The 24,342-nt window shown below is 40.7% G+C and carries 24 protein-coding genes; 14 read left to right on the forward strand and 10 right to left on the reverse strand.

Annotation, left to right across the window (positions count from 1 at the left end; translation table 11 throughout):
* Window positions 1-120: 120 nt before the first annotated feature.
* The 4 genes from PN457_RS10905 to PN457_RS10920 form a co-directional block, all read right to left on the reverse strand.
* Window positions 121-1,062 carry a GDP-L-fucose synthase family protein gene (locus PN457_RS10905; protein WP_271733320.1) on the reverse strand — a complete coding sequence of 314 codons (942 nt, stop codon included), beginning with the start codon at window positions 1,060-1,062 and terminating at the stop codon, window positions 121-123.
* Window positions 1,063-1,087: 25 nt separating this feature from the next.
* Window positions 1,088-2,167 (reverse strand): GDP-mannose 4,6-dehydratase, encoded by a 1,080-nt coding sequence (gmd, locus tag PN457_RS10910; RefSeq protein ID WP_271733321.1) that lies wholly within the window; start codon window positions 2,165-2,167, stop codon window positions 1,088-1,090.
* A 496-nt stretch (window positions 2,168-2,663) separates the two neighbouring features.
* The gene (locus PN457_RS10915) at window positions 2,664-3,446 is read right to left on the reverse strand and encodes an undecaprenyl-phosphate galactose phosphotransferase family protein (protein ID WP_271733356.1); all 783 of its coding nucleotides are present in this window, start codon (window positions 3,444-3,446) and stop codon (window positions 2,664-2,666) included.
* Window positions 3,447-3,581: 135 nt separating this feature from the next.
* Entirely contained in the window at window positions 3,582-4,727 is a 1,146-nt protein-coding gene (locus tag PN457_RS10920) for a glycosyltransferase (protein ID WP_271733322.1), read from the reverse strand.
* 170 nt (window positions 4,728-4,897) lie between these two features.
* Here PN457_RS10920 and PN457_RS10925 point away from each other — a divergent pair, with 170 nt between their 5' ends.
* Together PN457_RS10925 and rfbB are read left to right on the forward strand one after the other, a co-directional pair.
* The gene (locus PN457_RS10925; RefSeq protein WP_271733323.1) at window positions 4,898-5,836 is read left to right on the forward strand and encodes an NAD-dependent epimerase/dehydratase family protein; all 939 of its coding nucleotides are present in this window, start codon (window positions 4,898-4,900) and stop codon (window positions 5,834-5,836) included.
* A 184-nt stretch (window positions 5,837-6,020) separates the two neighbouring features.
* Window positions 6,021-7,091, forward strand: a complete 1,071-nt coding sequence (gene rfbB, locus PN457_RS10930) for a dTDP-glucose 4,6-dehydratase (protein WP_271733324.1) — start codon at window positions 6,021-6,023, stop codon at window positions 7,089-7,091.
* 96 nt (window positions 7,092-7,187) lie between these two features.
* On the opposite strand, the gene pgsA is transcribed toward rfbB, so the two are convergent.
* Window positions 7,188-7,706, reverse strand: coding sequence for a CDP-diacylglycerol--glycerol-3-phosphate 3-phosphatidyltransferase (gene pgsA, locus PN457_RS10935; RefSeq protein WP_271733325.1), 519 nt, complete (start codon window positions 7,704-7,706; stop codon window positions 7,188-7,190).
* A gap of 71 nt (window positions 7,707-7,777) precedes the next feature.
* Between pgsA and PN457_RS10940 the strand changes: the two genes are divergently transcribed.
* The 12 genes from PN457_RS10940 to panD all read left to right on the forward strand — a co-directional run bounded on the left by PN457_RS10940 (window position 7,778) and on the right by panD (window position 20,127).
* Window positions 7,778-9,187: an aspartate ammonia-lyase gene (locus PN457_RS10940; protein ID WP_271733326.1), complete on the forward strand. Its 1,410-nt coding sequence runs from the start codon at window positions 7,778-7,780 to the stop codon at window positions 9,185-9,187.
* Between the two features lie 104 nt (window positions 9,188-9,291).
* Complete coding sequence (locus PN457_RS10945; RefSeq protein WP_271733327.1) at window positions 9,292-10,263, forward strand: Npun_F2552 family protein; 972 nt, start codon at window positions 9,292-9,294, stop codon at window positions 10,261-10,263.
* Between the two features lie 1,216 nt (window positions 10,264-11,479).
* The gene (locus PN457_RS10950; RefSeq protein WP_271733329.1) at window positions 11,480-12,271 is read left to right on the forward strand and encodes a GUN4 domain-containing protein; all 792 of its coding nucleotides are present in this window, start codon (window positions 11,480-11,482) and stop codon (window positions 12,269-12,271) included.
* A gap of 333 nt (window positions 12,272-12,604) precedes the next feature.
* Window positions 12,605-12,778: a hypothetical protein gene (locus PN457_RS10955; protein ID WP_271733330.1), complete on the forward strand. Its 174-nt coding sequence runs from the start codon at window positions 12,605-12,607 to the stop codon at window positions 12,776-12,778.
* 237 nt (window positions 12,779-13,015) lie between these two features.
* On the forward strand, window positions 13,016-14,563 hold the full coding sequence (locus PN457_RS10960; RefSeq protein ID WP_417006599.1) for an AAA family ATPase: 1,548 nt from the start codon (window positions 13,016-13,018) through the stop codon (window positions 14,561-14,563).
* A 94-nt stretch (window positions 14,564-14,657) separates the two neighbouring features.
* Complete coding sequence (locus PN457_RS10965) at window positions 14,658-15,032, forward strand: DUF1257 domain-containing protein (protein ID WP_271733333.1); 375 nt, start codon at window positions 14,658-14,660, stop codon at window positions 15,030-15,032.
* Window positions 15,033-15,163: 131 nt separating this feature from the next.
* Window positions 15,164-15,436, forward strand: a complete 273-nt coding sequence (locus tag PN457_RS10970) for a DUF2997 domain-containing protein (protein ID WP_271733334.1) — start codon at window positions 15,164-15,166, stop codon at window positions 15,434-15,436.
* A 133-nt stretch (window positions 15,437-15,569) separates the two neighbouring features.
* Window positions 15,570-16,136 (forward strand): nucleotide exchange factor GrpE, encoded by a 567-nt coding sequence (locus tag PN457_RS10975; RefSeq protein WP_271733335.1) that lies wholly within the window; start codon window positions 15,570-15,572, stop codon window positions 16,134-16,136.
* Between the two features lie 245 nt (window positions 16,137-16,381).
* Window positions 16,382-17,968, forward strand: a complete 1,587-nt coding sequence (locus PN457_RS10980) for an Hsp70 family protein (protein WP_271733336.1) — start codon at window positions 16,382-16,384, stop codon at window positions 17,966-17,968.
* Between the two features lie 341 nt (window positions 17,969-18,309).
* Window positions 18,310-18,495, forward strand: coding sequence for a TLTLP motif-containing protein (locus PN457_RS10985; RefSeq protein WP_271733337.1), 186 nt, complete (start codon window positions 18,310-18,312; stop codon window positions 18,493-18,495).
* A gap of 616 nt (window positions 18,496-19,111) precedes the next feature.
* The gene (locus PN457_RS10990; RefSeq protein ID WP_271733338.1) at window positions 19,112-19,624 is read left to right on the forward strand and encodes an inorganic diphosphatase; all 513 of its coding nucleotides are present in this window, start codon (window positions 19,112-19,114) and stop codon (window positions 19,622-19,624) included.
* 149 nt (window positions 19,625-19,773) lie between these two features.
* Window positions 19,774-20,127, forward strand: coding sequence for an aspartate 1-decarboxylase (gene panD, locus PN457_RS10995; protein WP_271733339.1), 354 nt, complete (start codon window positions 19,774-19,776; stop codon window positions 20,125-20,127).
* A gap of 66 nt (window positions 20,128-20,193) precedes the next feature.
* Here panD and hemJ read toward each other — a convergent pair whose 3' ends face one another.
* From hemJ to PN457_RS11020, 5 genes are all read right to left on the reverse strand, one after another.
* Window positions 20,194-20,754 carry a protoporphyrinogen oxidase HemJ gene (gene hemJ / locus PN457_RS11000; protein WP_271733340.1) on the reverse strand — a complete coding sequence of 187 codons (561 nt, stop codon included), beginning with the start codon at window positions 20,752-20,754 and terminating at the stop codon, window positions 20,194-20,196.
* A 353-nt stretch (window positions 20,755-21,107) separates the two neighbouring features.
* On the reverse strand, window positions 21,108-21,956 hold the full coding sequence (locus PN457_RS11005) for an alpha/beta fold hydrolase (protein WP_271733341.1): 849 nt from the start codon (window positions 21,954-21,956) through the stop codon (window positions 21,108-21,110).
* Between the two features lie 26 nt (window positions 21,957-21,982).
* Complete coding sequence (locus PN457_RS11010) at window positions 21,983-23,080, reverse strand: NAD(P)/FAD-dependent oxidoreductase (RefSeq protein ID WP_271733342.1); 1,098 nt, start codon at window positions 23,078-23,080, stop codon at window positions 21,983-21,985.
* A gap of 141 nt (window positions 23,081-23,221) precedes the next feature.
* A complete protein-coding gene (locus PN457_RS11015; RefSeq protein ID WP_271733343.1) occupies window positions 23,222-23,473 on the reverse strand; it encodes a LemA family protein in 252 nt (83 codons plus the stop codon).
* A complete protein-coding gene (locus tag PN457_RS11020) occupies window positions 23,427-24,224 on the reverse strand; it encodes a TPM domain-containing protein (RefSeq protein ID WP_271733344.1) in 798 nt (265 codons plus the stop codon). Before PN457_RS11020 ends, PN457_RS11015 begins: the two co-directional genes overlap by 47 nt.
* Between the last annotated feature and the right edge of the window lie 118 nt (window positions 24,225-24,342).

Consider the following 24,342-nt stretch of genomic DNA (forward strand, 5'->3'; position numbering starts at 1 on the left):
GTAAGGAAGATGCTGTCACCCTTGCACCTAGGGGGTGGGATTCTCACCCACATGAACACACAGTTATAAGAGTCTGGTTTTACCCAGTCTTACCTTCCGTCCCTGAGCATAAATGCTCATTTAGGAAGAACGAATCGCACACTCAATGGTATTTTGTAGCCCTTGTCTAAAGCTCACCTGAGCAGTAAAGTTAAAAGCCTCCTGAGCGCGTTGAGTATCCAAACAGCGCCGGGGTTGACCATTAGGTTTATCTGTTTCCCACACTATTTCACCATCAAACTGCATCAACTCACAGATCAGAGTAATTAAATCGTAGATAGAGATTTCCGCACCCGTTCCTAGATTAACTGGCTCAGAGTCATTATAAAACTGAGTCCCCATGACAATACCCCGCGCCGCATCTTCCGAATAGAGAAACTCACGGGTAGGGCTACCATCACCCCAAACGGGGAGTTGTGTTTCCCCCTTGATTTGGGCTTCATGGACTTTGCGAATTAAAGCCGGAATCACGTGGGAACTACTGGGGTCAAAATTATCTTCAGGTCCATATAAATTTACTGGTAACAAGTAAATCCCATTAAAACCGTACTGCTGGCGGTAAGATTGCAATTGCACTAACAGTGCTTTCTTAGCAATTCCATAGGGGGCGTTAGTTTCTTCTGGGTAGCCATTCCATAGGTCATCTTCTCGGAATGGCACTGGTGTAAATTTAGGATAAGCGCAAATAGTACCCACACAAACAAATTTTTTCACTCCAGCTGCATAAGCACTGTGAATCAGCTGAGTCCCCATGATTAAGTTGTCGTAAAATAACTCCGCGGGTTTTTCGCGGTTCAGACCAATACCACCCACATGAGCGGCTAAATGGATGACAATATCTTGTTGGTCAACTGCACGTTGGCAATTTTCCAGCAGACGTAAATCATGGTCACGCGATCGCGGTATGCTAATTTTAGCAATGTCAGCCCCTGCTTGACATAACTGATTAACTACTTGACGGCCAAGGAAGCCTGCGCCACCAGTTACGAGAATCCGTTGATTTTTCAGTTGTAATGCAGTCATAATTTATACTTTTACTTGGGATAGATTAGAAATGGAGAGCGCCCAGTTCTTGACGAATAGTAGCAATATCATCGGCAATATTCGCACCATTACCATTTGGCGAAGTCAAACCCAATGCTTGTAAATCTGCTTCCACCATCAGAGCGACTAGTTCTGTAAAAGTTACCGAAGGCTCCCAACCAAGCTTTTGTTTAGCCTTCGTGGGGTCACCAATTAACAAGTCTACTTCTGCGGGACGAAGATAGCGTTGGTCAAACTCGACATAATCTTCCCAGTTCAGGTTCACATAACTAAAAGCCTCCTGCAAAAATTGCCGTACAGAGTAAGTCTCCCCAGTAGCAATTACGTAATCATCGGGTTGATCATGCTGCAACATCATCCACATCGCCCGTACGTAATCCTTCGCATATCCCCAATCTCGTTTGGAGTCAAGATTACCCATATAAATCTTTTTCTGTTTACCTGCGACAATTTTAGCCACCGCTCTGGTAATTTTGCGAGTCACAAAGGTTTCGCCCCGACGGGGTGATTCATGGTTAAAAAGTATGCCATTGCAGGCAAATAAATTATAGGACTCGCGGTAATTGACAGTTTGCCAGTGGGCGTAAACTTTAGCACAAGCATAGGGACTGCGTGGGTAAAAAGGAGTGGTTTCGCTTTGGGGTACTGCTTGCACTAAACCAAACATTTCTGAGGAACCAGCTTGATAGAAACGCACCTGAATTCCTGTACGTTGCTGGTAGTCCCGGATGGCTTCTAATAATCGCAGTGTTCCCATTCCTACCGCATCAACAGTATATTCCGGTGAGTCAAAGCTGACTCGGACATGGGATTGAGCGCCCAAGTTATAAATTTCTATCGGTTGGACTTGTTCTATAATCCGGCGTAGGGTTGTACCATCGGTTAAGTCGCCGTAGTGCAGAAACAACCGTACTCCTGGTTTATGTGGATCTTCGTAAATATGATCAATGCGGTCTGTATTAAAGGTAGAAGTCCGGCGAATAATACCATGGACTTCATAACCTTGATCAAGTAGAAACTCACTCAGATATGAACCATCTTGACCAGTAATACCAGTAATTAAAGCCCGTTTGGTTTGTGTCATGCTCTTTTGTCCCTATTGAAATGGTTAAACGCGGATTCAGAAAATCCAGTTGTGGCTAGATAATCTCAGGGTAAAACTATTGATGTTAACAATATGTCTAAGGCTTGCTTTGCATAGCTTACGCAAGCGGTAGCTATCGTTGTTGATATGTCAGTCATTTCACAAGTCACCCCGAATTAGTTTAACTCAAAAGTAACCTAATTATTTTGTGTACATTATTTATGCTTGGCAAAGAATTAGTATCACTTTAATCAATGGGATATCTTACACCATCTTACCCAGACTAACCTATGGTGTACATACTAGTTATGCAATTACCGGTAAATACTGAAAAACCTCACCCAGAGAAATACGGAAATTTCTCTGTTTCATAAGGATGATTAAGGTTGTCTTACCCAACACCTAAGGGAGGTTTTGATGGTTTCCTAGGAGAAACTACCCCAGGAATTTCCCGATACAGTGGGAGTGATTGTATGGGTTACGCAAGCGGTAGCTGTCAGTATGCGCCTTTATTTTTAGGTAAAATAACCACATCAATTGTTTTAAATATTATCCATAAATCTAGCCAGAAATTTCTAAATTTGACATAATGCAGGTCTATTTGGACTCTTCGCGGGTAAGGAATGTCATTACGCCCAGAAACTTGCCACAATCCCGTAATTCCGGGGCGGATTGTTAAAATATGATCAATGTGACAACCATATTTAGCAAGTTCGGAGCCTACTAAGGGACGAGGACCGACAACACTCATGTCTCCCTTGAGAACGTTCCAAAACTGAGGTAATTCGTCCAAGCTGGTGATTCGTAAAAATTGACCAATTTTGGTAATTCGGGGGTCTTTTTTCAGCTTAAAATTGCTCTGGAATTCTTCTCGCAAGTGAGGTGATGTTGCCATGATTTCCGTGAGCATTTCGTCTGCATTGCTGACCATCGTCCGAAATTTAATACAATTGAAGGTCTTGTAGTTTTTGCCTACCCGTTTCTGGATATAAAAAATCGGGCCTTCTGAGCTAACAGCAATCAGCAGGGACAAAATTAAATAAAGTGGGAAGAACAAAATCAATACCAACAGTGAAAACACTATATCAAACAATCTTTTAGCGAACTCTCCGTTTAAACCCTGTAAAGACAAACTTCTGGGTTTGAGTTTAGGCGTCTTGGTTTTTTGTCCCCGGCTGATAAAAGTACGCATAGACGTACTAGTGCTTTGCTGTTGGGCTTTACCATTCCTGAAGCCTAGATATCGCTTACCGGAGAGGAGTGAGCTCTGGCCAGTCATCATACTCCTTAATAATCCACACCACACATAGTCTCAATCTTACAGCTAAAATGAAACATTTCTGGGCATCAAGTGCCAATAAGCACTACCAAGCCAGAAATTAACTTTGGCTGTTCACTTATGGATTAGGCCATGCTACGCTATTGGAATGTTTTTTTCTTGGTGACATTGCTCTATAAATTTGAGATAGCGCTGGGCAAAAACTTGTGATGAAAATTGGGCAGCGTGCGATCGCATATACTCAAGATTGAATGAAGTTTGATAAATTTCAAATTTTTCTACTGCCTCCATTAAGGCTGCTGTTGTTTGTGTGCTGAAAAATATGCCCGTTGCTGTATCGGTACAAGCGCGCAGATCGCGCACCGTTTCTAAAGCACCTCCAGCACCGTAAGCAATGACTGGAGTACCACAAGCTTGTGCTTCTACTAAGGCAATGCCAAAATCTTCACAAGCTGCATACACAAATGCCTTAGCTTTAGCCATATATTTTTTTACCACATCATCGGGTTGCCATCCAAGTATTTGGATGTTGGAACTGGCTATTTCGCGAATTTTTGGTATTTCCGATCCTGTCCCAATAATTACCAATGGGAGTTGTAATTGATTAAAAGCTTTGACGATTAAGGATACCTGCTTGTAACTGACTAACCGGGAAACTGTGAGATAAAAATCTTCTTTTTGGGTCACCAATGGGAATTTATCAATATTTACCGGTGGATAAATAACCGTTGCTGCTCGCCGATAGCAGCGCCAAATGCGACGAGCTGTATGGTGGGAATTGGCGATAAAGTAATCTACGCGATTGGCACTCAAGACATCCCACTGGCGTAAACTATGTAGTAAATATCGAGTTACCCATCCAGGTAAACCCTGTCCCAACTTGCTGTGGTGCAGATAATCAAATGTCAAATCCCAAGCATAGCGCATGGGAGTATGACAGTAACAGATATGCAACTGATCGGGAGTTGTGAGAACTCCTTTCGCCACTGCGTGGGATGAGGAAAGAATAACATCATAATCCCGTAAATCCAGTTGTTCAATTGCCAACGGTAAGAAAGGTAAGTACTTTTGCACACCATTTTGAGCATAAGGCCATTGCTGGAGAAAGCTTGTGCCAATCTGCCGTTTGTATAAATAACTGTGAGGATTGGTTGACTCAAAATCAATCAGAGCATATACATCAGCGTCTATATGTTTGAGAATTTCCTGGACTACTATTTCTGAACCCCCAGTGGCTTTAGGTGTGAGCCACTCATGAACTAAAGCATATTTTAAAGACACGGCTAACTCTCACAGGTAAAAAACAGACAAAAATAGTTGTCAGATATAGGTAATGGTTTTTTCTTTATAGGTTCCACAGGGATACGGCCACCTGATAACCTCAAGTTAGGGACTAGGTAATAGTGACTTCAGCCTCTTGACAACAAGTATTTTTTTTCAGGTGGGATTTTATGCGAATTTTAATCATGGGTGGTACTAGGTTCATTGGTGTTTATCTGACTCAACTGTTGGTAGAACAAGGGCATGAGGTGGTACTGTTTAATCGTGGGAATCGTCCTTTACCTTCTTTACCGGGAGTAGGACAAATTATAGGCGATCGCACTGACCCCAACCAACTAAAAGAAAAATTATCATCGGAGGAATTCGATGTGATTTTTGATAATAACGGTCGGGAACTTACGGATACTCAACCTTTAGCAGAAATCTATCAAGGACGGGTACAACACTTTGTATATATGAGTTCTGCGGGGGTATATCTCAAATCTGACCAATTACCGCACATAGAAGGGGATGCAGTAGATCCGAAAAGTCGCCACCGGGGTAAGCATGAAACAGAATCTTACCTAACTCAACAAAATTTACCTTTTACTGCGATTCGCCCAACTTATATTTACGGACCGGGTAACTATAATCCTTTAGAAAGCTGGTTTTTTGATAGAATTTTACGCGATCGCCCCCTTCCCATTCCTGGTAATGGCTTGCATATTACCCAGTTAGGTCATGTCAAAGATTTAGCTCAGTCCATGTTACAGGTCATCGGTAATCAACAAGCCATAAAACAAATTTATAATATTTCCGGCGATCGCTTTGTGACCTTTGATGGTTTAGCCCGTGCTTGTGCTGTAGCAGCGGGTAAATCACCTGATGCCATTAAAATAGTACATTATGACCCGAAAAAATTCGATTTTGGCAAGCGCAAAGCTTTCCCCATGCGAGTACAGCATTTCTTTGCATCAGTGAATAAAGCTATGAGAGAATTAGCTTGGCAACCTGAATATGATTTAATTTCTGGGTTAGCTGATTCTCTAGAAAAGGATTATCTCAAATCTAGACAAGATCAAGCTGAAATTGATTTCTCCTTAGATGAAGAAATTTTGCAGGCTGTCTAGGGTTTAGCCGGGACTATAGCAATTCTATTTCAAAATTTCTCCAGGTCGTTAGTCGTTTAGGTATCTAAGGGAAGAGGGAAGTTTATAAATGATTTAGGACTGCTATAGTTTAGGTGGTGGTTAAGATAAGTTTTAACCACTACGGGGCGAATAAAAGATTAATAAATCAACTATTTGAGAAGATATGCAAACTGTATTGGTGACAGGCGGAGCGGGTTTTATTGGTGCTAATTTCGTGTTAGAAGCGACGAGATTAGGATGGGCTAAAGTCATTAATTTAGATAAATTAACCTACGCAAGTAATTTAGGAACTTTAGCAGCAATACAAGATGATCCCAACTATCTTTTTGTGCGCGGAGATATTAGTAATTGTGAATTAGTTAGTTTTTTATTAGAAAAATATCAGCCAGAAGCGATTATTAATTTTGCGGCTGAAAGTCATGTTGACCGTTCTATTTTAAGTCCAGAGTCTTTTATTCAAACTAATGTGGTTGGTACATTCCAGCTATTAGAAACAAGTCGGATATATTGGGATAAATTGTCACCACTAAGACAGCAAAAGTTTCGCTTTTTGCACATATCTACAGATGAGGTTTACGGCTCACTAAGTCCCCAAGAACCAGCTTTTAAAGAAGATACCCCCTATGCGCCTAATAGTCCTTATGCAGCATCGAAAGCAGCATCTGACCATTTTGTGAGGGCTTATTATCATACCTATGGATTACCAACTTTAACCACAAATTGCTCTAATAATTATGGTCCGCGTCAGTTTCCTGAAAAGCTGATTCCTTTGACTATCCTGAATGGGATGGAAGGTCAACCATTACCTATATATGGGGATGGTCAAAATATTCGAGATTGGCTTTATGTTATCGACCATTGTCAAGCCATTAAACTGGTTCTAGAACAGGGAAAACTTGGTGAAACTTATAATGTTGGTGGAATGAACGAACAAACCAACTTACAAGTTGTGGCGAAAATTTGTGCAATTCTAGATGAATTAGCCCCTAAATCTGATTTTTCCCACTCTGATTTAATTACTTTTGTCAAAGACCGTCCGGGACATGACAGGAGATATGCAATTAATTGTAGTAAAATTATTGATGAATTAGGTTGGCAACCTCAAGAGAACTTTGATAGTGGTTTATTGAAAACTGTCAAATGGTATCTGAATAACACCGATTGGATTAATCAGGTACGCTCAGGAGAATATCAATCCTGGATAAAACAAAACTATGAAAAGAGGACAGCCTAACTAAGAATCATATCAAATCTAAAACCACCAGACAACCAACGATGTTCTTTGTGATAAAATTTAGAGCCTTTCTCATATCACTAATGGGATGCTATCTTACAAACTGTTTTGATTCCTAGATGGAATCAGATAAATGACCCCAGATATTAAAGTCAAAACTACAGAAACCCAAAAAGCAATCAAACAAGGAGTTTTCCAAGCTGTGGATAAAGGAGCAATTAACAGTGATATAGCAATTATTTGACTGACGGTTTTAAATTTCCCCCAAATATTCGCCCCTGTGATTGTAGTTTGATTGACCCGCCAACCAGCGATCGCCAATTCCCGTGCTAAAATCACAAACACCCCCCAAGCGGGAATAGTTTCTAATTCCACTAAGACTAACAAGGGCGCAAGTACGAGTAATTTATCCACTAAAGGGTCGAGAAATTTACCTAAATCAGTAATTTGGTTGAGTTTGCGCGCCAAATAGCCATCCAACCAATCAGTTAACGCTGCGACCAAGAATATGGTCAAACAGACCCATCTAGCTTGGGGTGTAGGATTATATAAGCCGTAAAGTAAAAACGGTATTCCCAAAAGTCGAGAAAAGGTAATTAAGTTGGGTAAATTCATATAGCACCAAATTAGGTTTTTAGTGTATTTGCATGGCATGATCTGTATTTTGACATGATCCACAGAACACTATGACTGAAAATAAAGATTTTCGCATTGAACGCGATTCCATGGGCGATCGCCAAATTGCAAGTAGCGCTTATTACGGTATTCAAACACTCCGAGCAGTAGAAAACTTCGATATTAGCAGCATTAGACCCTTATCTACTTATGTAGATGCTTGTTTAATTATCAAAAAAGCTACCGCTATCGTCAACGGAGAATTGGGTTGTATTCCCTCAGATATCAGTCAAGCAATTGTCCAAGCTGCTGATGAAATATTGGACGGGAAGTTACGAGATCAGTTTGTAGTAGATGTTTATCAAGCTGGTGCGGGGACTTCTCACCACATGAATGTCAATGAAGTTTTAGCAAATCGAGCTTTAGAAATTCTTGGGGAAGAAAAGGGCAATTATCAGCGGGTGAGTCCCAATGACCATGTAAACTATGGACAGTCTACCAATGATGTGATTCCTACGGCAATTCGGATTGGGGGACTATTAGCCCTCACCCACACATTACACCCCGCTCTATCAAAAGCGATCGCCGCATTAGAAACCAAAGCTGTAGAATTTCAAGATATCGTCAAATCAGGGAGAACCCACTTACAAGATGCAGTCCCTGTGCGTTTGGGTGATAATTTCGGCGGTTGGGCGCAGATATTATCAGACCACCAGAACCGCATCTATATAGCTTCTGGGGATTTAATGGTCTTGGGTTTGGGTGGTAGTGCTGCTGGTACTGGAATGAATACTCATCCCCAGTATCGCACCCGTGTGGTAGAAGTGATTTCCCAGTTGATGGAATCACCATTGGAACCAGCACCCCATTTAATGGCCGCAATGCAGAGTATGGCACCTTTTGTGAATGTTTCCGGTGCTTTACGCAATTTAGCGCAGGATTTAGTCAAAATCTCCCATGATTTGCGGTTAATGGACTCAGGCCCCAAAACTGGTTTTAAAGAAATTCAATTACCCCCAGTACAACCGGGTTCCTCAATTATGCCGGGTAAATATAACCCAGTTATGGCAGAGATGACATCTATGGTATGTTTTCAGGTAATGGGTTACGATCATGCGATCGCCTTAGCTGCTCAAGCAGGACAATTAGAATTGAATGTGATGATGCCCCTCATCGCCTATAATCTGATTCACAGTATCGAAATTCTCGGTAATACCATCGCGGCTCTGACCCAACGCTGTATTGAGGGAATTGCTGCCAACAGGGAACGTTGTTTAACTTATGCTGAAGGTAGTTTAGCATTAGTCACAGCACTAAATAGCCACATTGGTTATTTAAATGCGGCTGCTGTAGCCAAAGAATCTTTAGAAACCGGTAAATCTCTCAGGCAAATTGTTTTAGAAAGAGGGTTAATGAGTGAAGGGGAATTAGCAAAAGTGTTAGATTTGGAACAAATGAGCGCCATTGTGCCTCTAACATAAAATTCAAACACCTTACCTCACTTTTGACTCACTTCCAGGTCTCCCCTCTCCTTACCAAGAAGAGGGGCGTATAATTGTACTTATATCAATCCTATATATTATCCATGCAGACTCAAAAACCATCCGTTAGTTTGATTCGGGCTACTTCCTATGAACAGGAGGCTTTACGGGCATCTTTAGCTACCCTGCTGCAACCTTTGGGGGGGATGTCTGCCTTTGTGAAACCAGGGGATAGAGTGTTACTCAAACCGAATCTTCTCACAGGGGCCCGTCCCCATAAGGAGTGTACAACCCGCCGGGAACTGGTTTATGAAGTTGCCCAGATGGTCATAGACGCTGGTGGTCAGCCCTTTTTAGGGGACAGTCCGGCTTTTGGAAGCGCCAAAGGAGTAGCACAAGCCAATGGCTATCTCCCGCTTTTAGAAGAACTGAATATTCCTATTATTGAGTTTCACGGTAAGCGTTACCAAACTGTCAGTGAAGATTTTAATCATCTGCGGCTATGTAAAGAGGCTATGGAAGCAGATGTAGTCATTAACTTACCCAAAGTCAAATCACATATGCAGTTGACTTTAACTATGGGGGTAAAAAATCTGTTTGGTTGTGTTCCGGGTAAAATGAAAGCTTGGTGGCACATGGAAGCGGGGAAAGATACTCACCGATTTGGTGAAATGTTAGTAGAGACAGCCAGGGCAATTAATCCCAACCTAACCATTTTAGATGGTATCATCGGTCATGAAGGTAATGGACCTAGTGGGGGAGAACCCCGTGATTTGGGTATTTTAGCAGCAGCATCAGATGTATTTGCTTTAGATCGGTCAATGGTGGAAATTCTCAAGGTATCACCGGAACAAGTACCTACGGTTGCAGCTTCTCAAAGATTGGGCGTTTGTCCTGAACTTACCGAAATTGATTTTCCCCATTTACATCCAGATTTACTGACAATAACAGATTGGCAACTACCAGATCAGTTAATGCCAATTGATTTTGCCATGCCTCGGGTGATTAAGTCTACGTTTAAACATTTTTATATTAAGTTCCTCAAGGAGCCGATGAGTATTTATGGTAAAGGTTAGATTCTTAATTCTTGTTGTATGTTTAGGTGAAAACATGAAATTAGCTTGACATCTCCCCTGCTGGAAACACAGGGGATTCTAAACTGATGTTGCTACCCAGGCCAAAGCCATGCTACGCAACGTTTACGATATGATTTACTTAATCCCTTAGAGGATGTTTGATAAGTTTTCAACAGGTAATTTTTATCTTAGGGAACAGGGAACACACCGAACAGGGAACACACAAAAAACAATCAAATCCAGTCCCCTCCCCTTACAAGGGGAGGGTTAGGGAAGGGTCAAATAATTTCGATACACTAATCATGACTTGACAAACATCCTCTTAGGGGTTCTCACGCTCCCACTATGTTTTGATAGGGGCGATCGCCATCGCTCAACCCGAGAAAGTATGTATAAGTGAAATATTGTCACATACTGCTTACCCTAGCAACTCTCAGATTGCGGGTATGAACTACCTCTAGTTGCAGCATAGCCAGACTGACACCCTGTTTATAGTTCTGTATTAAAAAGTACCGCTACATTGGCAAAACTTTAAACCCATTTTTCATTTTTTTGGTGATCAAACTCTACCTAGTTAGCAGAGTTTAAGATTTACTAACTCAGATAGGGTTTTTGGGGTGATGTTCAGAGTAATTAAGATTTATTCAAGTATTTCTCATAATACTTGGGTGATACTATAATTAGGACATGGGGTTAAGGCCGTTGATTGGTAGAGCGTAAAATCCTATCCTCTTGTGGGTAGAGATGTCGGCGGTCGCCAGATATTCTGGTGCCATAAGAACACCTATCAACAGGGACGAGATTGCTCAAACACCATCCCCAAAATCCGCGATTCCTCAGCACTGGGAGTCACATAAACTTATGATCTCTATTGTCGTTAAGATAGAGATAGAGTTTTTTTGTGAATTTACCAGTATGACACAGATCGTTGTGATTGGGTTGCAAACCGCAGCGCCTTTACTGTATAGCGAACTTCTGCAAGTAGCTTATGCCAAAGTTAACTATTAGTTGCATTTATATATTTATATTACTGGCGATACTTAGCCGCATATCATCTCCGGTAAATAAAACTGAATAAAAAATGTTTGCTCATAGTCACAACTGTCAAACTGCATAAGTTGATCAATATGCATAAGTTTCTGACATCTGTCGTCCCACCGTCTCACTAGGTCCAATCTTTTGGACACAGCAATACATCAAGGCTAGAGATAGAGCAATGACGAATAATCCGCAAGAACCTGGTGAATACGATGCTGTACTTGGTGGACAACATACAGCGCCACAGTTCGCAGCAGTTTTAGGTGGTATGGAAGGGGTGATATTACGCTTTAGTAATCCTAATCCCCAGGTGAGAATCCTCGGAATTGCACAAGCTTTCAATTATGGCGAACTGGGTTTAGATTTCTTAATTCAGGCTTTAAATGATGAGTCACCAAAGGTACAATATGCAGCTTATTCGTTGTTGCAGTCTCGCACAGAAGCCAAGGCCAAAGAGGCGTTAAGAATATTTGAGGACGGAATAGAGTTATACTCAGTTGTAGGGGCAGACTATACTCACCTGCGCGACTTACTCGCAAAACAGAAGTGGAAAGCAGCTGATGACGAAACAAAGCGGGTAATGTTAGCTGTTGCGCAAAGGGAAGAGGAAGGCTGGTTAAATATTCAAAGTATTCATGACTTTCCCTGTGCAGACCTTGGTACCATTGACCAGTTGTGGTTAAAGTACAGCGATGGGCTGTTTGGTTTTTCTGTTCAAAAGCAGATTTATGAAAGTTTGGGGGGAACTCAAGAGTGGGACTATGAAGTTTGGAAAGCTTTCGGGGACAGAGTAGGATGGAGGAAGACTAACCATTGCCTGCAATGCACTGAGATTAATTGTGATAGGAGAAATCAAACGGTACAAATGCCTAATTTTTTAGCTCTTTGGTGTTGTGTGGAGTCTTGTTTTGTGGGTGGTCGAGATTTGTTTATTTCTCTGATTTCTAAACTGTCCAATTGTAGCATATGAGGGTGACACAAAAATGTAAACTTTTATTGTGAATTGGCGGTCATGCCCTGTCTGACTGTACTAGCTATACCAAAAATTAGCAATTGCCATTCGCTCAAGCTTTAGCTATGATATAGCGTGCGATCGCCCTATGGCTGCGCCACGCCAGCTATCGCGCAGATCCCAAGGTAATCGCTCAACAAGAGCCGCCATAAACGCTCTAGGAAAGGTCAAAAATCAGAAATTTATTCTCACTTCGCCATATAGGAACTGGGGATAAATAGACTGGGCGTTTATTATCCAGCGGGAGTATGATATTTTTAATACAGCAATAAGTAAACCCAGTGTTGAGGAATGATGAATAATCCACAGGAACCGGAAGGACATGATACTGTGCTTAATATTCCAAGTCAAGCGCCGGAGTTACCAGCCCTTTTAAATGCTATTCCCAGCCTGAGATGTCGCTATTCTTATCCTCACCCACAAGGCTTGAATCATCGAGGCGAAAATCTAGCCAATGGTGTTTGACCATTAGCTAACTTTATAAAGCTTTTTGTCGGGTAGTTATTAGGATAGGAATCGAAATAAATAGCTGAACCATAAAGATCGGTGGTGGTTTAGCGACAGGATAGCCCAACTTATAACTGCTCATATCTCCTAGACAAATTTCATACATTAATAATTCATTTGCCATTTATACTAATGAGTAACAATGCTGTGAGCACCGCAAGTCCCCATGAAAAACTAGTCCAGCAATTAGACTTAATGCTTCGCGCCCGCTATCCACTACTTTATATAGTCGGAGCCGAAGAAGAACCCATAGAAGAAGTACTACAACAAGTCACGCAACTATCCCAGTCACAGCGTCAGTTATTATTCTGGGACATAGTTACCGGTTGGAATGACAACGGAAACGATAAAGGATCCGTCATGAGTGCATTAGCCAGAATAGCCAAAGCACCAGAAAACACAACTACTATATTTGTATTGCGTGATATACATTTTATCCTCAAAAGCCCGGAGATGGAAAGACATGCTCCCGTGATTCGCGCGCTCAAAAATCTGACTCGACAACTCAACCGCACCCGTCAGACCCTCATCCTCACCAGTCATACATTAACCATTCCTCCAGAATTACAAGAAGAAATCACAGTTATTGATTTTCCTTTACCAAAGATTGCAGAGATTGATTACTTGATTCACCAACTAGTGGTTCCTGAGAAACTCAATTTAAGCGGACTAGGAAAAGAGCAACTCATCAAAGCCTGTGAAGGATTAAGTCGCGCTAGAATTCGGCGAGTTTTAGCAGCAGCTTTAGCCGCCAAAGGACAAGTAAACGAATCAGATATTGACGGAGTTTTAGAAGCCAAGAAACAAGCAGTTCGCCAAACAGGAATATTAGAATTTTACACAGCCCATGAATCATTAAAGAATGTTGGGGGATTGGAAAATCTTAAACAGTGGGTGCGGATGCGTCAAGATGCGTTTACCGAAGAAGCTCGACGGTATGGAATACCTAACCCCAAAGGAATTTTACTTGTAGGAATACAAGGAACTGGTAAATCATTATCAGCCAAAACCATCGCCCATGAATGGCGTTTACCTCTCTTACGCTTAGATGTAGGTAGACTATTTGGGGGAATAGTGGGAGAAAGTGAGAATCGCATTCGCAAAATGATTCAATTAGCAGAAGCTATTTCTCCGTGTGTATTATGGATGGATGAAATAGATAAAGCATTTGGTAATATCAATAGTAGTGCTGATGGTGATTCTGGCACCTCTCGCCGGGTATTTGGGACATTAATTACTTGGATGCAAGAAAAAACAAGTCCAGTCTTTATGGTAGCTACGGCCAATAATGTGCAAATTCTCCCAGCTGAGTTATTAAGGAAAGGGCGCTTTGATGAAATATTCTTTTTAAATTTACCTACAGAACAAGAACGTCATGATATTTTCAAAGTCCACCTGCAAAAAATTCGTCCCTCCCAACTGCGAGACTTTGATTTACCCAAACTTGCTGAACATACAGAAAACTTTAGCGGTGCTGAAATTCAGCAAGTGATTATTGATGGAATGCATCAAGCTTTTGGTAATCTGGTAAATGGTAATCGGCGTGATTTTAACACAGATGATATTTTAGCCGCTATATCAGAAACCGTACCTTTAGCAGCCATAGCCAAAGAACAAATCGCTAGTTTAAAACGCTGGGCTGCGGAAGCAGGAGCCAGAACAGCTTCTATAGATACCCAATTAGTTGAGGAGTTAAAAAACTATTCTCAGCAACAAGGCTTAACTCCCCTAGAAGTAGATTAAAAGAAAGGGGAATAGGTGAATATTCTCTCCTGCGAAAATATCATAATCATAACATGACTATTCCGCTAGAAGCAATTACATTGAGGAGTTTTATATGTCTCATTTTACGACTATCCAAATCCAAATCAAAGAGGGGGAAATTCTGCATCAAGTACTACGAGAGTTAGGTTATACCGTAGAAAAAAACACCAATGTACGGGGTTACATGGGTGATAGCACAACAGCCGAATATGTCATCCCCCAAGAAAATGGTTATGATTTAGGCTTTCGTCCACAGGGAGAAAATTATGAATTAGTTGCAGATTTTTGGGGTGCAGAAATTGATGAACAGGAGTTTGTCAATCATATTAGTCAAAAATATGCCCACAAAATCTTGATGAAGACAATTGAAACTGAGGGATTTAATATAGAAACAGAAGAAATATTAGAAGATGGTACGATCAGGGTTGTAGTAGGTAGATGGGTTTAAGGGTTAACATCTCTGTTTTACCTCTGTATATTACATCCCCCTGGTGAAGCACGGAAATAAAATTTCTACTCACCCTTTCTCCTATTCATCAAGAGAGGGTTGGGTTGAGGTTTTATCAGCGTTATCAAAAAATGAACTGCTCCCAGTTTAAAAGTATTATTGCTTATAATGAGGATAAAGGAAGAAGCATCATGGCAGAATATCAAAAAGTTGAATATCACATTGGTAAAGATGGTAAGATTGTCGAAAAGGTTTTAAATGCAACCGGATCTAGTTGTGTAGAAACGACACGAGGTTTAGAAAAATCCTTGGGAGCAATAGAATCTCAGGAACTTTTACCTGAATATTACGAACCAGATGGGTTAATCAATATATGTGAAAATCAATCCTTGCAGCAGTGGTGATGACATAATATCATTCCTGTCGAAATCGCAGCAGCACACAAATATCTTGGAAATAAGATTTATCTTCTCATGCATAATAAAAGTGAGTTAGACAGTATGATTTTATCTTTTAAACCATTTTTATCTCAAAAATATGTCAATAAATAATATGCTAGAACAAATAAATCATCTTACTTTTGGTATAATTATGGTAGTGGCGATTTATCTGGTTTTGTCATCACTATTTTTAGAAAAATCTCAAGCTCTCCCTATTATCAATCAACCTGTAATTTCTCCAAACACCGAGAGAAAAATCCAAGATTTAGAAATTCAATGTCAACGACTCAGAGAAGAGTTAAAACAACAAGCTCAACAATTACAAAGTGATTTTCAGTGTGAGACTTTTACCCAACTGCAAACCTTACTCAGCAACTATCCTACAGTCAAGAAAATGGCTCTAGCACAACCTGAATTACCTGCTAAAAACATACTGTCCCTATTCACATCTTTAGAGCAACTTATTTCTAGTTGGGGTTATACCCCCATTGGTGAAACTTGGGAACAGGTAAACTATCATCCCCAATTACATCAAGCTGATAGTGATGAGATCCTAGAAGGAGAATTAGTATATATTCGTTTTATTGGTTATCAAAAAGGTGATAATATTCTCTATCCAGCTAAGGTTAGTCGCACTCTTCCAGGTAGATATAATAAATGTTAAAATCTTTCATATCGTAGGCTGGGGTTACTAACTTAAAACTTCAGCAATCACAGATAATAAATCTATACTTAAATATCCCGGTATACTACGGCATTTTTAAAACTGCCGTATTAGATAATTATTGTCAAATAATACCACCTTTTCAGGTGCAATTTTACCATTGCTAGAAGCAAAAATGAAAAATTTCATGACCTCATGGTTTTGTTGATTTACGTTGAAACCAAACCTACTTTCAATCTTGAATTATGACAACTGTTGCAATTGATTTTGGTACAAGTAATACTGTGGTCAGTATTTTAGAACCTGATACTCAATTACCTAAAAGTTTACGTTTTCCTAATCTATCCCGTTTATTTATTGGTGCTTCTGCTCACGGTGAAAGATTAGAAATTCCAGTTATTCCCAGCGTACTCTTTATTAAATCACATAACCAGGTGATCTTAGGTGAAGGGGTCCGCAGTCAAAGACTAGGACTTTCTCAAAGTTACCCTCCTGAGCGATTATTTAAAAAATTTAAACGTGATTTAGCTGGAGATTATCAATCACCCCCGATACATATCGAGGGAAGAGATTATGATTCTAGATCAATATGTGAGTTATTTATTCAAAGTATTTGGAGAGAAATTAAAAAACAAAATATTAAACCAAATCATTTAGTTTTTACTGTTCCTGTTGGTGCTTTTGAACGTTATTTAGATTGGTTTCGAGACTTGGGAGCAAAGTTAAATGTTCCTGAGGTTTCAATTATAGATGAATCTACGGCTGCTGGCTTGGGATATGCTATCAAACATCCTGGTGTGTTGATGTTAGTGGTGGACTTTGGCGGAGGAACTCTAGATTTAAGTTTACTCAAAACAGTTCCTCATTCTAGTCCCAATGGTAATTTACGCGCTGAGGTTTTAGCTAAATCTGAAGCTTATGTAGGTGGAGAAGATATTGATATTTGGATAGTAGAAGATTATTTACGTTCTCAGAATTTAAGACGGGAACAATTAGGCAAAATTGCTTATCAAAATTTGTTAGAAATTGCCGAAAAGCTAAAAATTCAATTATCCAAAAATCAATCTGTTAGTGAAACATGGTTTGATGATGAATCTTTTATGTCTTATGAATTGAGAATGAATCGTGAAAAATTAGAGGAGATTTTAGAAAATAGACAATTTTTACAACAGTTGCGGGAAGCTTTAGATGATGTGTTAGGAATTGCTTTCAAAAAAGGTATTCATAAAAATGATATTGATGAAGTCTTATTAGTAGGAGGAAGTTGTTTAATTCCGGCAGTCAGACAACTAATTATATCTTATTTCGGTAAGAATAAGGTAAAACTTAATAAGCCCTTTGATGCTGTGTGTCATGGTGCTTTAACTGTGAGTAAATTTACACAGGTTGATGATTTCTTGCATCATAGTTACGCTATTCGTTTATGGGATGCTTACAGTAGAACATATACTTATCATCGCTTATTTACACAAGGTACAAAATATCCTTGTGAATCTAAAGCATGGTTAAATTTACAAGTTGCAAATAATGGACAAATGGAGGTGCATTTGGATATTGGTGAATTAGGCGATATGACGCAAACAGAAATCGCTTTTGATGCGTCAGGAAGAATGACAAGCAGTATTGTCCAACACCAAGAAACTTATCGTTCTTTAGATAGTCAGCATCAAAAGGTTTGTGTAGCTAAACTTAACCCCCCCGGAGAAGCAGGTTTTGATAGGATATCTGTGTTATTTTACGTAGATTCTCATCGGACTTTATTAGCTACTGTGAAGGATTTATTGACCGGTGAGATATTGGTTGATAGGGGAGAAGTATATAAGTTGAGGTAATGTCATGATCATTAGTAGTAACTGCTAAATATCCTCTAAAATCGCTATGGCGCAAGCAGATGGCTGCTTATCCATTTCATTTGATTGATCACTAATTGGCTTAACCTACTCTTAACATAAAAGCCAACATTACAGTCAGCGGCGCTACTAAAGTCAGGAATACAACACTTGTGTAGAAAATTGTATCAAAAATACCAGCTAATAAAGCACTAATATGAAAGTTGCCAAACTGTCAAAATTTTTCCCTGCTACATAATTGACCTGAAAAAAATAGTTAGAATAACATCAATACTCTCTTTTAGAGGGTTAACCTACCACAAAAGTGACAAATTTCAATTTGTATGAATGCAACTAGCCAGTCTGCCAGCCCTACCGATACATATTCCCATCGTTTGGCAGACATTGTGGGAACTGCGATCGCTCTAGTGACTCTAACACTACCTGTGTTTGTCATTGCCCACTATTCAACTGATGCTTCAAATAACCAGCAACCCCCAACCCATACACCACCAAGAAGTGGAAATTAAAAAATACTTACAACAAAGGGATCACAGCCAGTTAGCTCGAGAAAGGAGAAAACAGATTGTGAGCTAAGATTTTGAATGTGTAGACAGAGCAGCCTGAGGAAGTTGGCGACGGCGGGAATCCCTCTTTCTGTGAACAGATATCTTGATGTTTTCCTAGAGATGTATATATAGTTTGACATCCTTCCTCTGGCCGCAGCGTTTCCTGTATGCGTCGGATGACTCCCGCTCACAAAGTTTTAGCGGTAAGATGAATTGTACCGCAGAGACTTTGGTAGCATACTAATAGGGGCAATTCACCAATTGCCCCATTAAAGCTGGGTAGTTGTGACAATCAAGCAAAATTACTGGGTTAAGTCAGAAGACAGAACATTACAGTACTGTGAAACACACAGGAATTCAAGCTTGTGGCTGCGACGTGAAATACCAGGTGTTACTTGTACCAAAAAGCGGTTTTCTGTATAGGCGCAGCCTTCCCGCAAGGTAGCAAGAATCTCCCCTTCTAAGGTTAGTGGGGGAGTGTGAAATACATCGCATCAGTTGTGGGTACTTGACAAATGTGTACAAGCAGCCAAACTGAATGCTAATTTAATTTACCGTTATCAGAGGAGTTTTTTTTGTGGACTTATCCCGTATTCCTGCTCAACCAAAACCGGGTATACTCAATGTTTTAATTGAAATCCCCGGCGGGAGTAAAAATAAATACGAGTTTGACAAAGATTTACAAGCCTTTGCCCTGGACAGAGTGCTTTATTCTTCCGTACGATATCCTTATGACTACGGTTTTGTACCTAACACCTTAGCTGATGACGGCGATCCTCTCGATGGTATGGTGATTATGGATGAACCTACCTTTCCAGGCTGTGTGATTGCCGCACGACCAATTGGGATGTTAGAAATGATCGACGGCGGTGATCGCGATGAGAAAATTCTTTGTGTTCCTGACAAAGATCCGCGCTACGCTCATGTAAAATCTCTCAAAGACCTAGCACCACACCGATTAGAAGAAATTGCCGAATTTTTCCGCAGTTATAAAAATTTGGAAAAGAAGGTTACAGAAATTCTCGGTTGGCAAGATGTTGACAAAGTTGCACCCTTAGTAGAGAAATTTATTAGGGCTGCTAAAGCATAATACAAAAGCTCACAGTTATCAGTTATGAGTTATGAGTTATGAGTTTTGGTTTTTAACTCCTAACTCTAACTGTCCATTACCTTTGTCAAGACACAAACAGCCTTGGCCAGTTGTGAACGGCAAAAAATGCTCTAAAAATCTGAAAAAAAATGCAGCGTACTCTCCTTTTGGCAAAAATTCATAACTGTACCCTCACGGGGGCAAATATCAACTACGTGGGTAGTATCAGCATCGACCAAGTATTGTTGGACAAAGCTGGAATTTTACCCTATGAGCAAGTGCAAGTAGTGAATAATGCTAATGGTGAGCGTTTTATTACTTATACAATACCAGCCCCAGCTAATTCCGGCGTGATTGAACTCAATGGCGCTGCAGCACGTCTAGGAATTTCAGGCGATCGCGTGATTATTATGGCTTATGGCCAGTTTACGCCAGAAGAGTTACAAAATTACGCTCCTAAGGTAGTCCTGGTGGACGAAAACAACCGACCATTAGAAGTCTAGTCCTGGGTAAGTACTTATAGAAAACAATTAACGCTCTCCTGTGCATCCATCAGGAGAGCTAGGAGGTTAGTTTTGTGCCATCAGCTTTTCTTTATCCCGGCGGCGTTTTTTAGCGTAAAGCTGAATTGTCACCGCCATCAAGATGATCAAGCCAAAAACCACCCAAACTGTAATATCTGTTGGTAGATTATTTTTAAACACAGCCAATAAGACAATCACCAGTAACATCACGGTCGGTGCTTCATTTAAAGCCCGCAACTGCTGACCACTCCAGCGACACTCATCGGCGGCCAACTGTTTCATTAGACGACTACAGTAATAATGATAACCTACTAGAAGACAAACAAATAGTAGCTTAATGTGCAACCAACCCTGTTTTAAAACTTCGGGTTCAGTGCTTAATAAACCTATAGCCATTGCTACGGTTACCAACATTCCCGGAGTGGTAATGATGTTGTAGAGCCGTTTTTCCATAATCTCATACTGAGTTTTCAGTATGGTTTTTGCTGGTTCTGGTTCTTGGTTGGCTTCTACATGGTAGATAAATAGACGTACTAGATAGAATAATCCCGCAAACCAAACTACAATGCCAATCAAATGAAATGCTTTAAACCACGAGTAAGCCATGAACTCAAATCTCCATCAATTTTATTGTTAATAAAAATTGGATAAATGCAGTCTTAAATAATATTATCAAAAGCGAGAAAATCATTGTTCACTAGCCTTGACCATACTTAAACTTAGACAAAAAAATGATTTTTGATTGAATTACACAGGAGTTACTAAATAAACACTGAGCCACATATCAAACGCCTAAAATATGTTTTTGGAGACATTTCGACTGACTCTTGTAATTTATTCTCTATAGTTATTCCGATAACTTACCCAATCACTGAAACAGATAAGTTGAGATTTTGAATTGTTCAAGTATTTTCCTGGCTCTATAATATCGATTTTTCCCAGATTTAGCTATTTTCTGACTAGGTATTTATCCGCCGGACAAAGGGTAAAAGGTCTTCTAAAATCTCTTTGTGGTAGTGTTCTTGAGGGTAATGTCCGACATTGTTAATTTTTATTAATTCGGCATGAGGTACAGAATGAGCAAATTTTTCTGCTACATCTATGGATAGCCAAGGGTCGATCATTCCCCACTGAATCAGAATGGGTTGTTCCCATTGCTGAAAGCCAGATTCTATTTCCGACATTGATTTGTCTAGTTGTAAGTTGCGAATAGTGGCCAGCAGACTTCGCCCCGCAGTGGAAGCTTTTAAAAATGGTTTGCGATAAATATCTAAATCTTCATCTTCGATGCGGTAACGACTACCGCCTTCTAGTGTGCGATCAACCAACAGAGGGTCTTGGGTCAGCATTTCACCAGCCAATGGTAAACCCAGTTGTTTGATTTTCCAAGGTAATTTGGCAGTGGTGGAAATTGGTGTGTTTAAAATAGCTATGTTAGCAATTTGTTCTGGATGGCGCAAGGCATATTGTAACCCTACAGAGCCTAAAAATCCCTGAACAACTAAAGAAAAACGTTCCAATTCTAAGGCTTTGATGAATCCTTCTAAGGCGGTGATAAATTTATCGGGTGTGTAGGAAAAATCCCATTTTTCTGGCTGGGCGGAAAAGCCATAACCAATCCAATCAGGGGCGATCGCTCTGGTTCCTTGACTGGCTAAAGCCGGCATAATGTTCCGCCAACTGTAACTCTGTGATACTAAACCGTGTAGTAACACCACAGGCAGTAAATCTGTTTTGCCAATGGGTTCAGATTCCCGATAAAACCATTGTAGAGAATCTACGGTAATTTTATGTTCTTTTAAAGACACGTTATGTTCCTAAGAAAATCTCAAAACTATTTTTTATTTTCAATAGAAATAATCATCTCACGAATTGCGTCAGCTGTGGCCGGTGCTAGTAAAACCCCATTGCGGTAGTGTCCAGTGGCTAAGAGGACGTTACTAAAGCCTAGTAGTTTGTCAATCACTGGCGCGGGACGATTTTCAGGACGGGGACGTAAACCCGACCAGGTGCGAATAATTTCGGCTGTGGCTAAATCTGGGCAAAAGGCGATCGCTTGCTGCCAAACTTGATCTAACAATTCTTGATTAGGTGGGATTTGATCATCATGACTAGGAAACTCTACCGTCGCACCCACCCAATAATTACCATTCCCCACAGGGACAATATGTACATCATTCCCAGTCACAACCGGCTGAAACTCAGGATTATTGCCTAATGGTCGTTCTAGACGTACTTGTAACGCTTGTCCTAGTACCGGACGAATATTTACCCTCTGGTTTAGTTGTGCTGTGAGTGATGTAGAACCTAGTCCCGCTGCTACGACTATGCAATCAGCGTTAATTTTACCCTCTGTAGTGGCAAGTGCAGGAAAGTTATTACCTTCTTGTTCAATGCCCAAAACATCCACACCAAATTTAAACCTTACCCCATTGTATTGGGAAGCCTCAACCAAAGCTAAGGTCAAAGCCCTGGGATTTAGTTGACGGTCTTGGGGAGAATACACCGCAGCGGTAACTTGAGGGTGATTCACTTGAGGACAAAAAGTTTTGAGTTTGGCTGTGTCCCAAATTTCTAACTTCCAGCCTTGAGAGTGGCGAATTTCCGCCAGTTTTTCCCACTCTGGTAAATTTTCTTCTGCCCCTAAAAGCTTGATCATCCCTTGGCGGTTAAAAGGAATTTTACGACCTGTTAAAGCTTCTAATTCGGGAATTAAGGTTTCGTAGCGTTGGATGCTTGTTTGTCGCCTTTGCCAAGCTTGACCTTTGATTTTATGGCTAATCACACCCATTAAAACCCCTAGTGCCGCACCTGTGGAAGCTTGGGCGGGTGGTTGACGGTCAATGACTGTAATGTTAAGACTCTTAATTAGGCTGAGTTCATAGGCGATCGCCGCTCCCACAATACCACAACCGATAATCACTATATCCATGTTTTTAGAGGAATTTATCTTGGTATTTCTTGTTTCTATTGTGCGATCGCTTCTGGTGCTGCGCTGGGCGCAATCGCCTGAGCAATAATCTGTGGTGATGATCTTTTGATTAATTATACAAGAGTGGGGAAGTCTGGCTATTTAGCGGAAAAATTCGCGCTTTTCAAAGCCAAACATATTCGCTACCAAGGAGTTAGGAAAACTTTGGACTTTTTGATTATAAGCTTGTACAGCTTGATTATAACGCCTGCGTTCCACAGCCAGGCGTAGTAGCGCGAGGCTAACTCCAGCACATCTGGGGCAATTTCTTCGGGAATTCTCTTTTCTGGATTGTTCATCATAGTATCTACCAACTACCACCAGCGCCACCGCCACCGCTACTACCGCCGCCAAAACCATCACCACCCCCACTACTACCGTCCCCGCTACTACCGTCGCCAAAACTATTACCACCGCCGCCGCTACTGCCGGAGGTAAGATAAATCACATATCCGAACAATAAAAATATTCCCACCAGTCCGAAGCTACGTAACATCACCCATATGAAAGGAGGTTCATTCTCAGTCACCCCTGCTCTAGGTACAATGGCCACTGTATCAGGTTCAGAGGCTAAAACGACTACCAGCGCCTTTGTTCCCGCTAGGATACCACCTTCAAAATCCCCTTGTTTAAATTTGGGGATAATCTCGGTATCAATAATATTTCCCACTCTAGCATCGGGTAAAATCTCCTCTACACCGTAGCCAGTTTCAATTTCTACCCGGCGATCGCCTACTGAGATTAAGAATAATACACCATTATCTTCTCCTGCTTTGCCAATTCCCCAGTAGTTAAATAATTCGGTGGCAAAGTCTTTAGGAGAAGCTGCTGATAAAGTGCTTGGTACTGTGACTACAGCCATTTCTGTACCCCTGTTCACCTCTAAATCAGAAATCATCTGATTAATTTGGGCTTGTGTATCCTCACTGAGGATACCCGCCATATCAGTTACCCAATCACTAGATTCCTGGCGGGGATTGGGGACTTCTTGAACTGTCACTGCTAGGCTAGGTAGAGGCGCAAAAATTACAGATAAACCCACAGATAAATTAAATATTATCACGCAAATATAATGGGGTTTATTCTCGTTAAAATTAAATTGCATTGGTTTGGCCTCGATATGGCAAAGGTCTAGAGATTATCTAGTTCACATCAGTGAATATCCCAAGACCGGACAGCAGGTAGAGAGGAAAACAACAAACTGCTTACCCTCTACCCATTGT

Source organism: Anabaenopsis arnoldii (genome assembly GCF_028331025.1).
Lineage (GTDB): Bacteria > Cyanobacteriota > Cyanobacteriia > Cyanobacteriales > Nostocaceae > Anabaenopsis > Anabaenopsis arnoldii.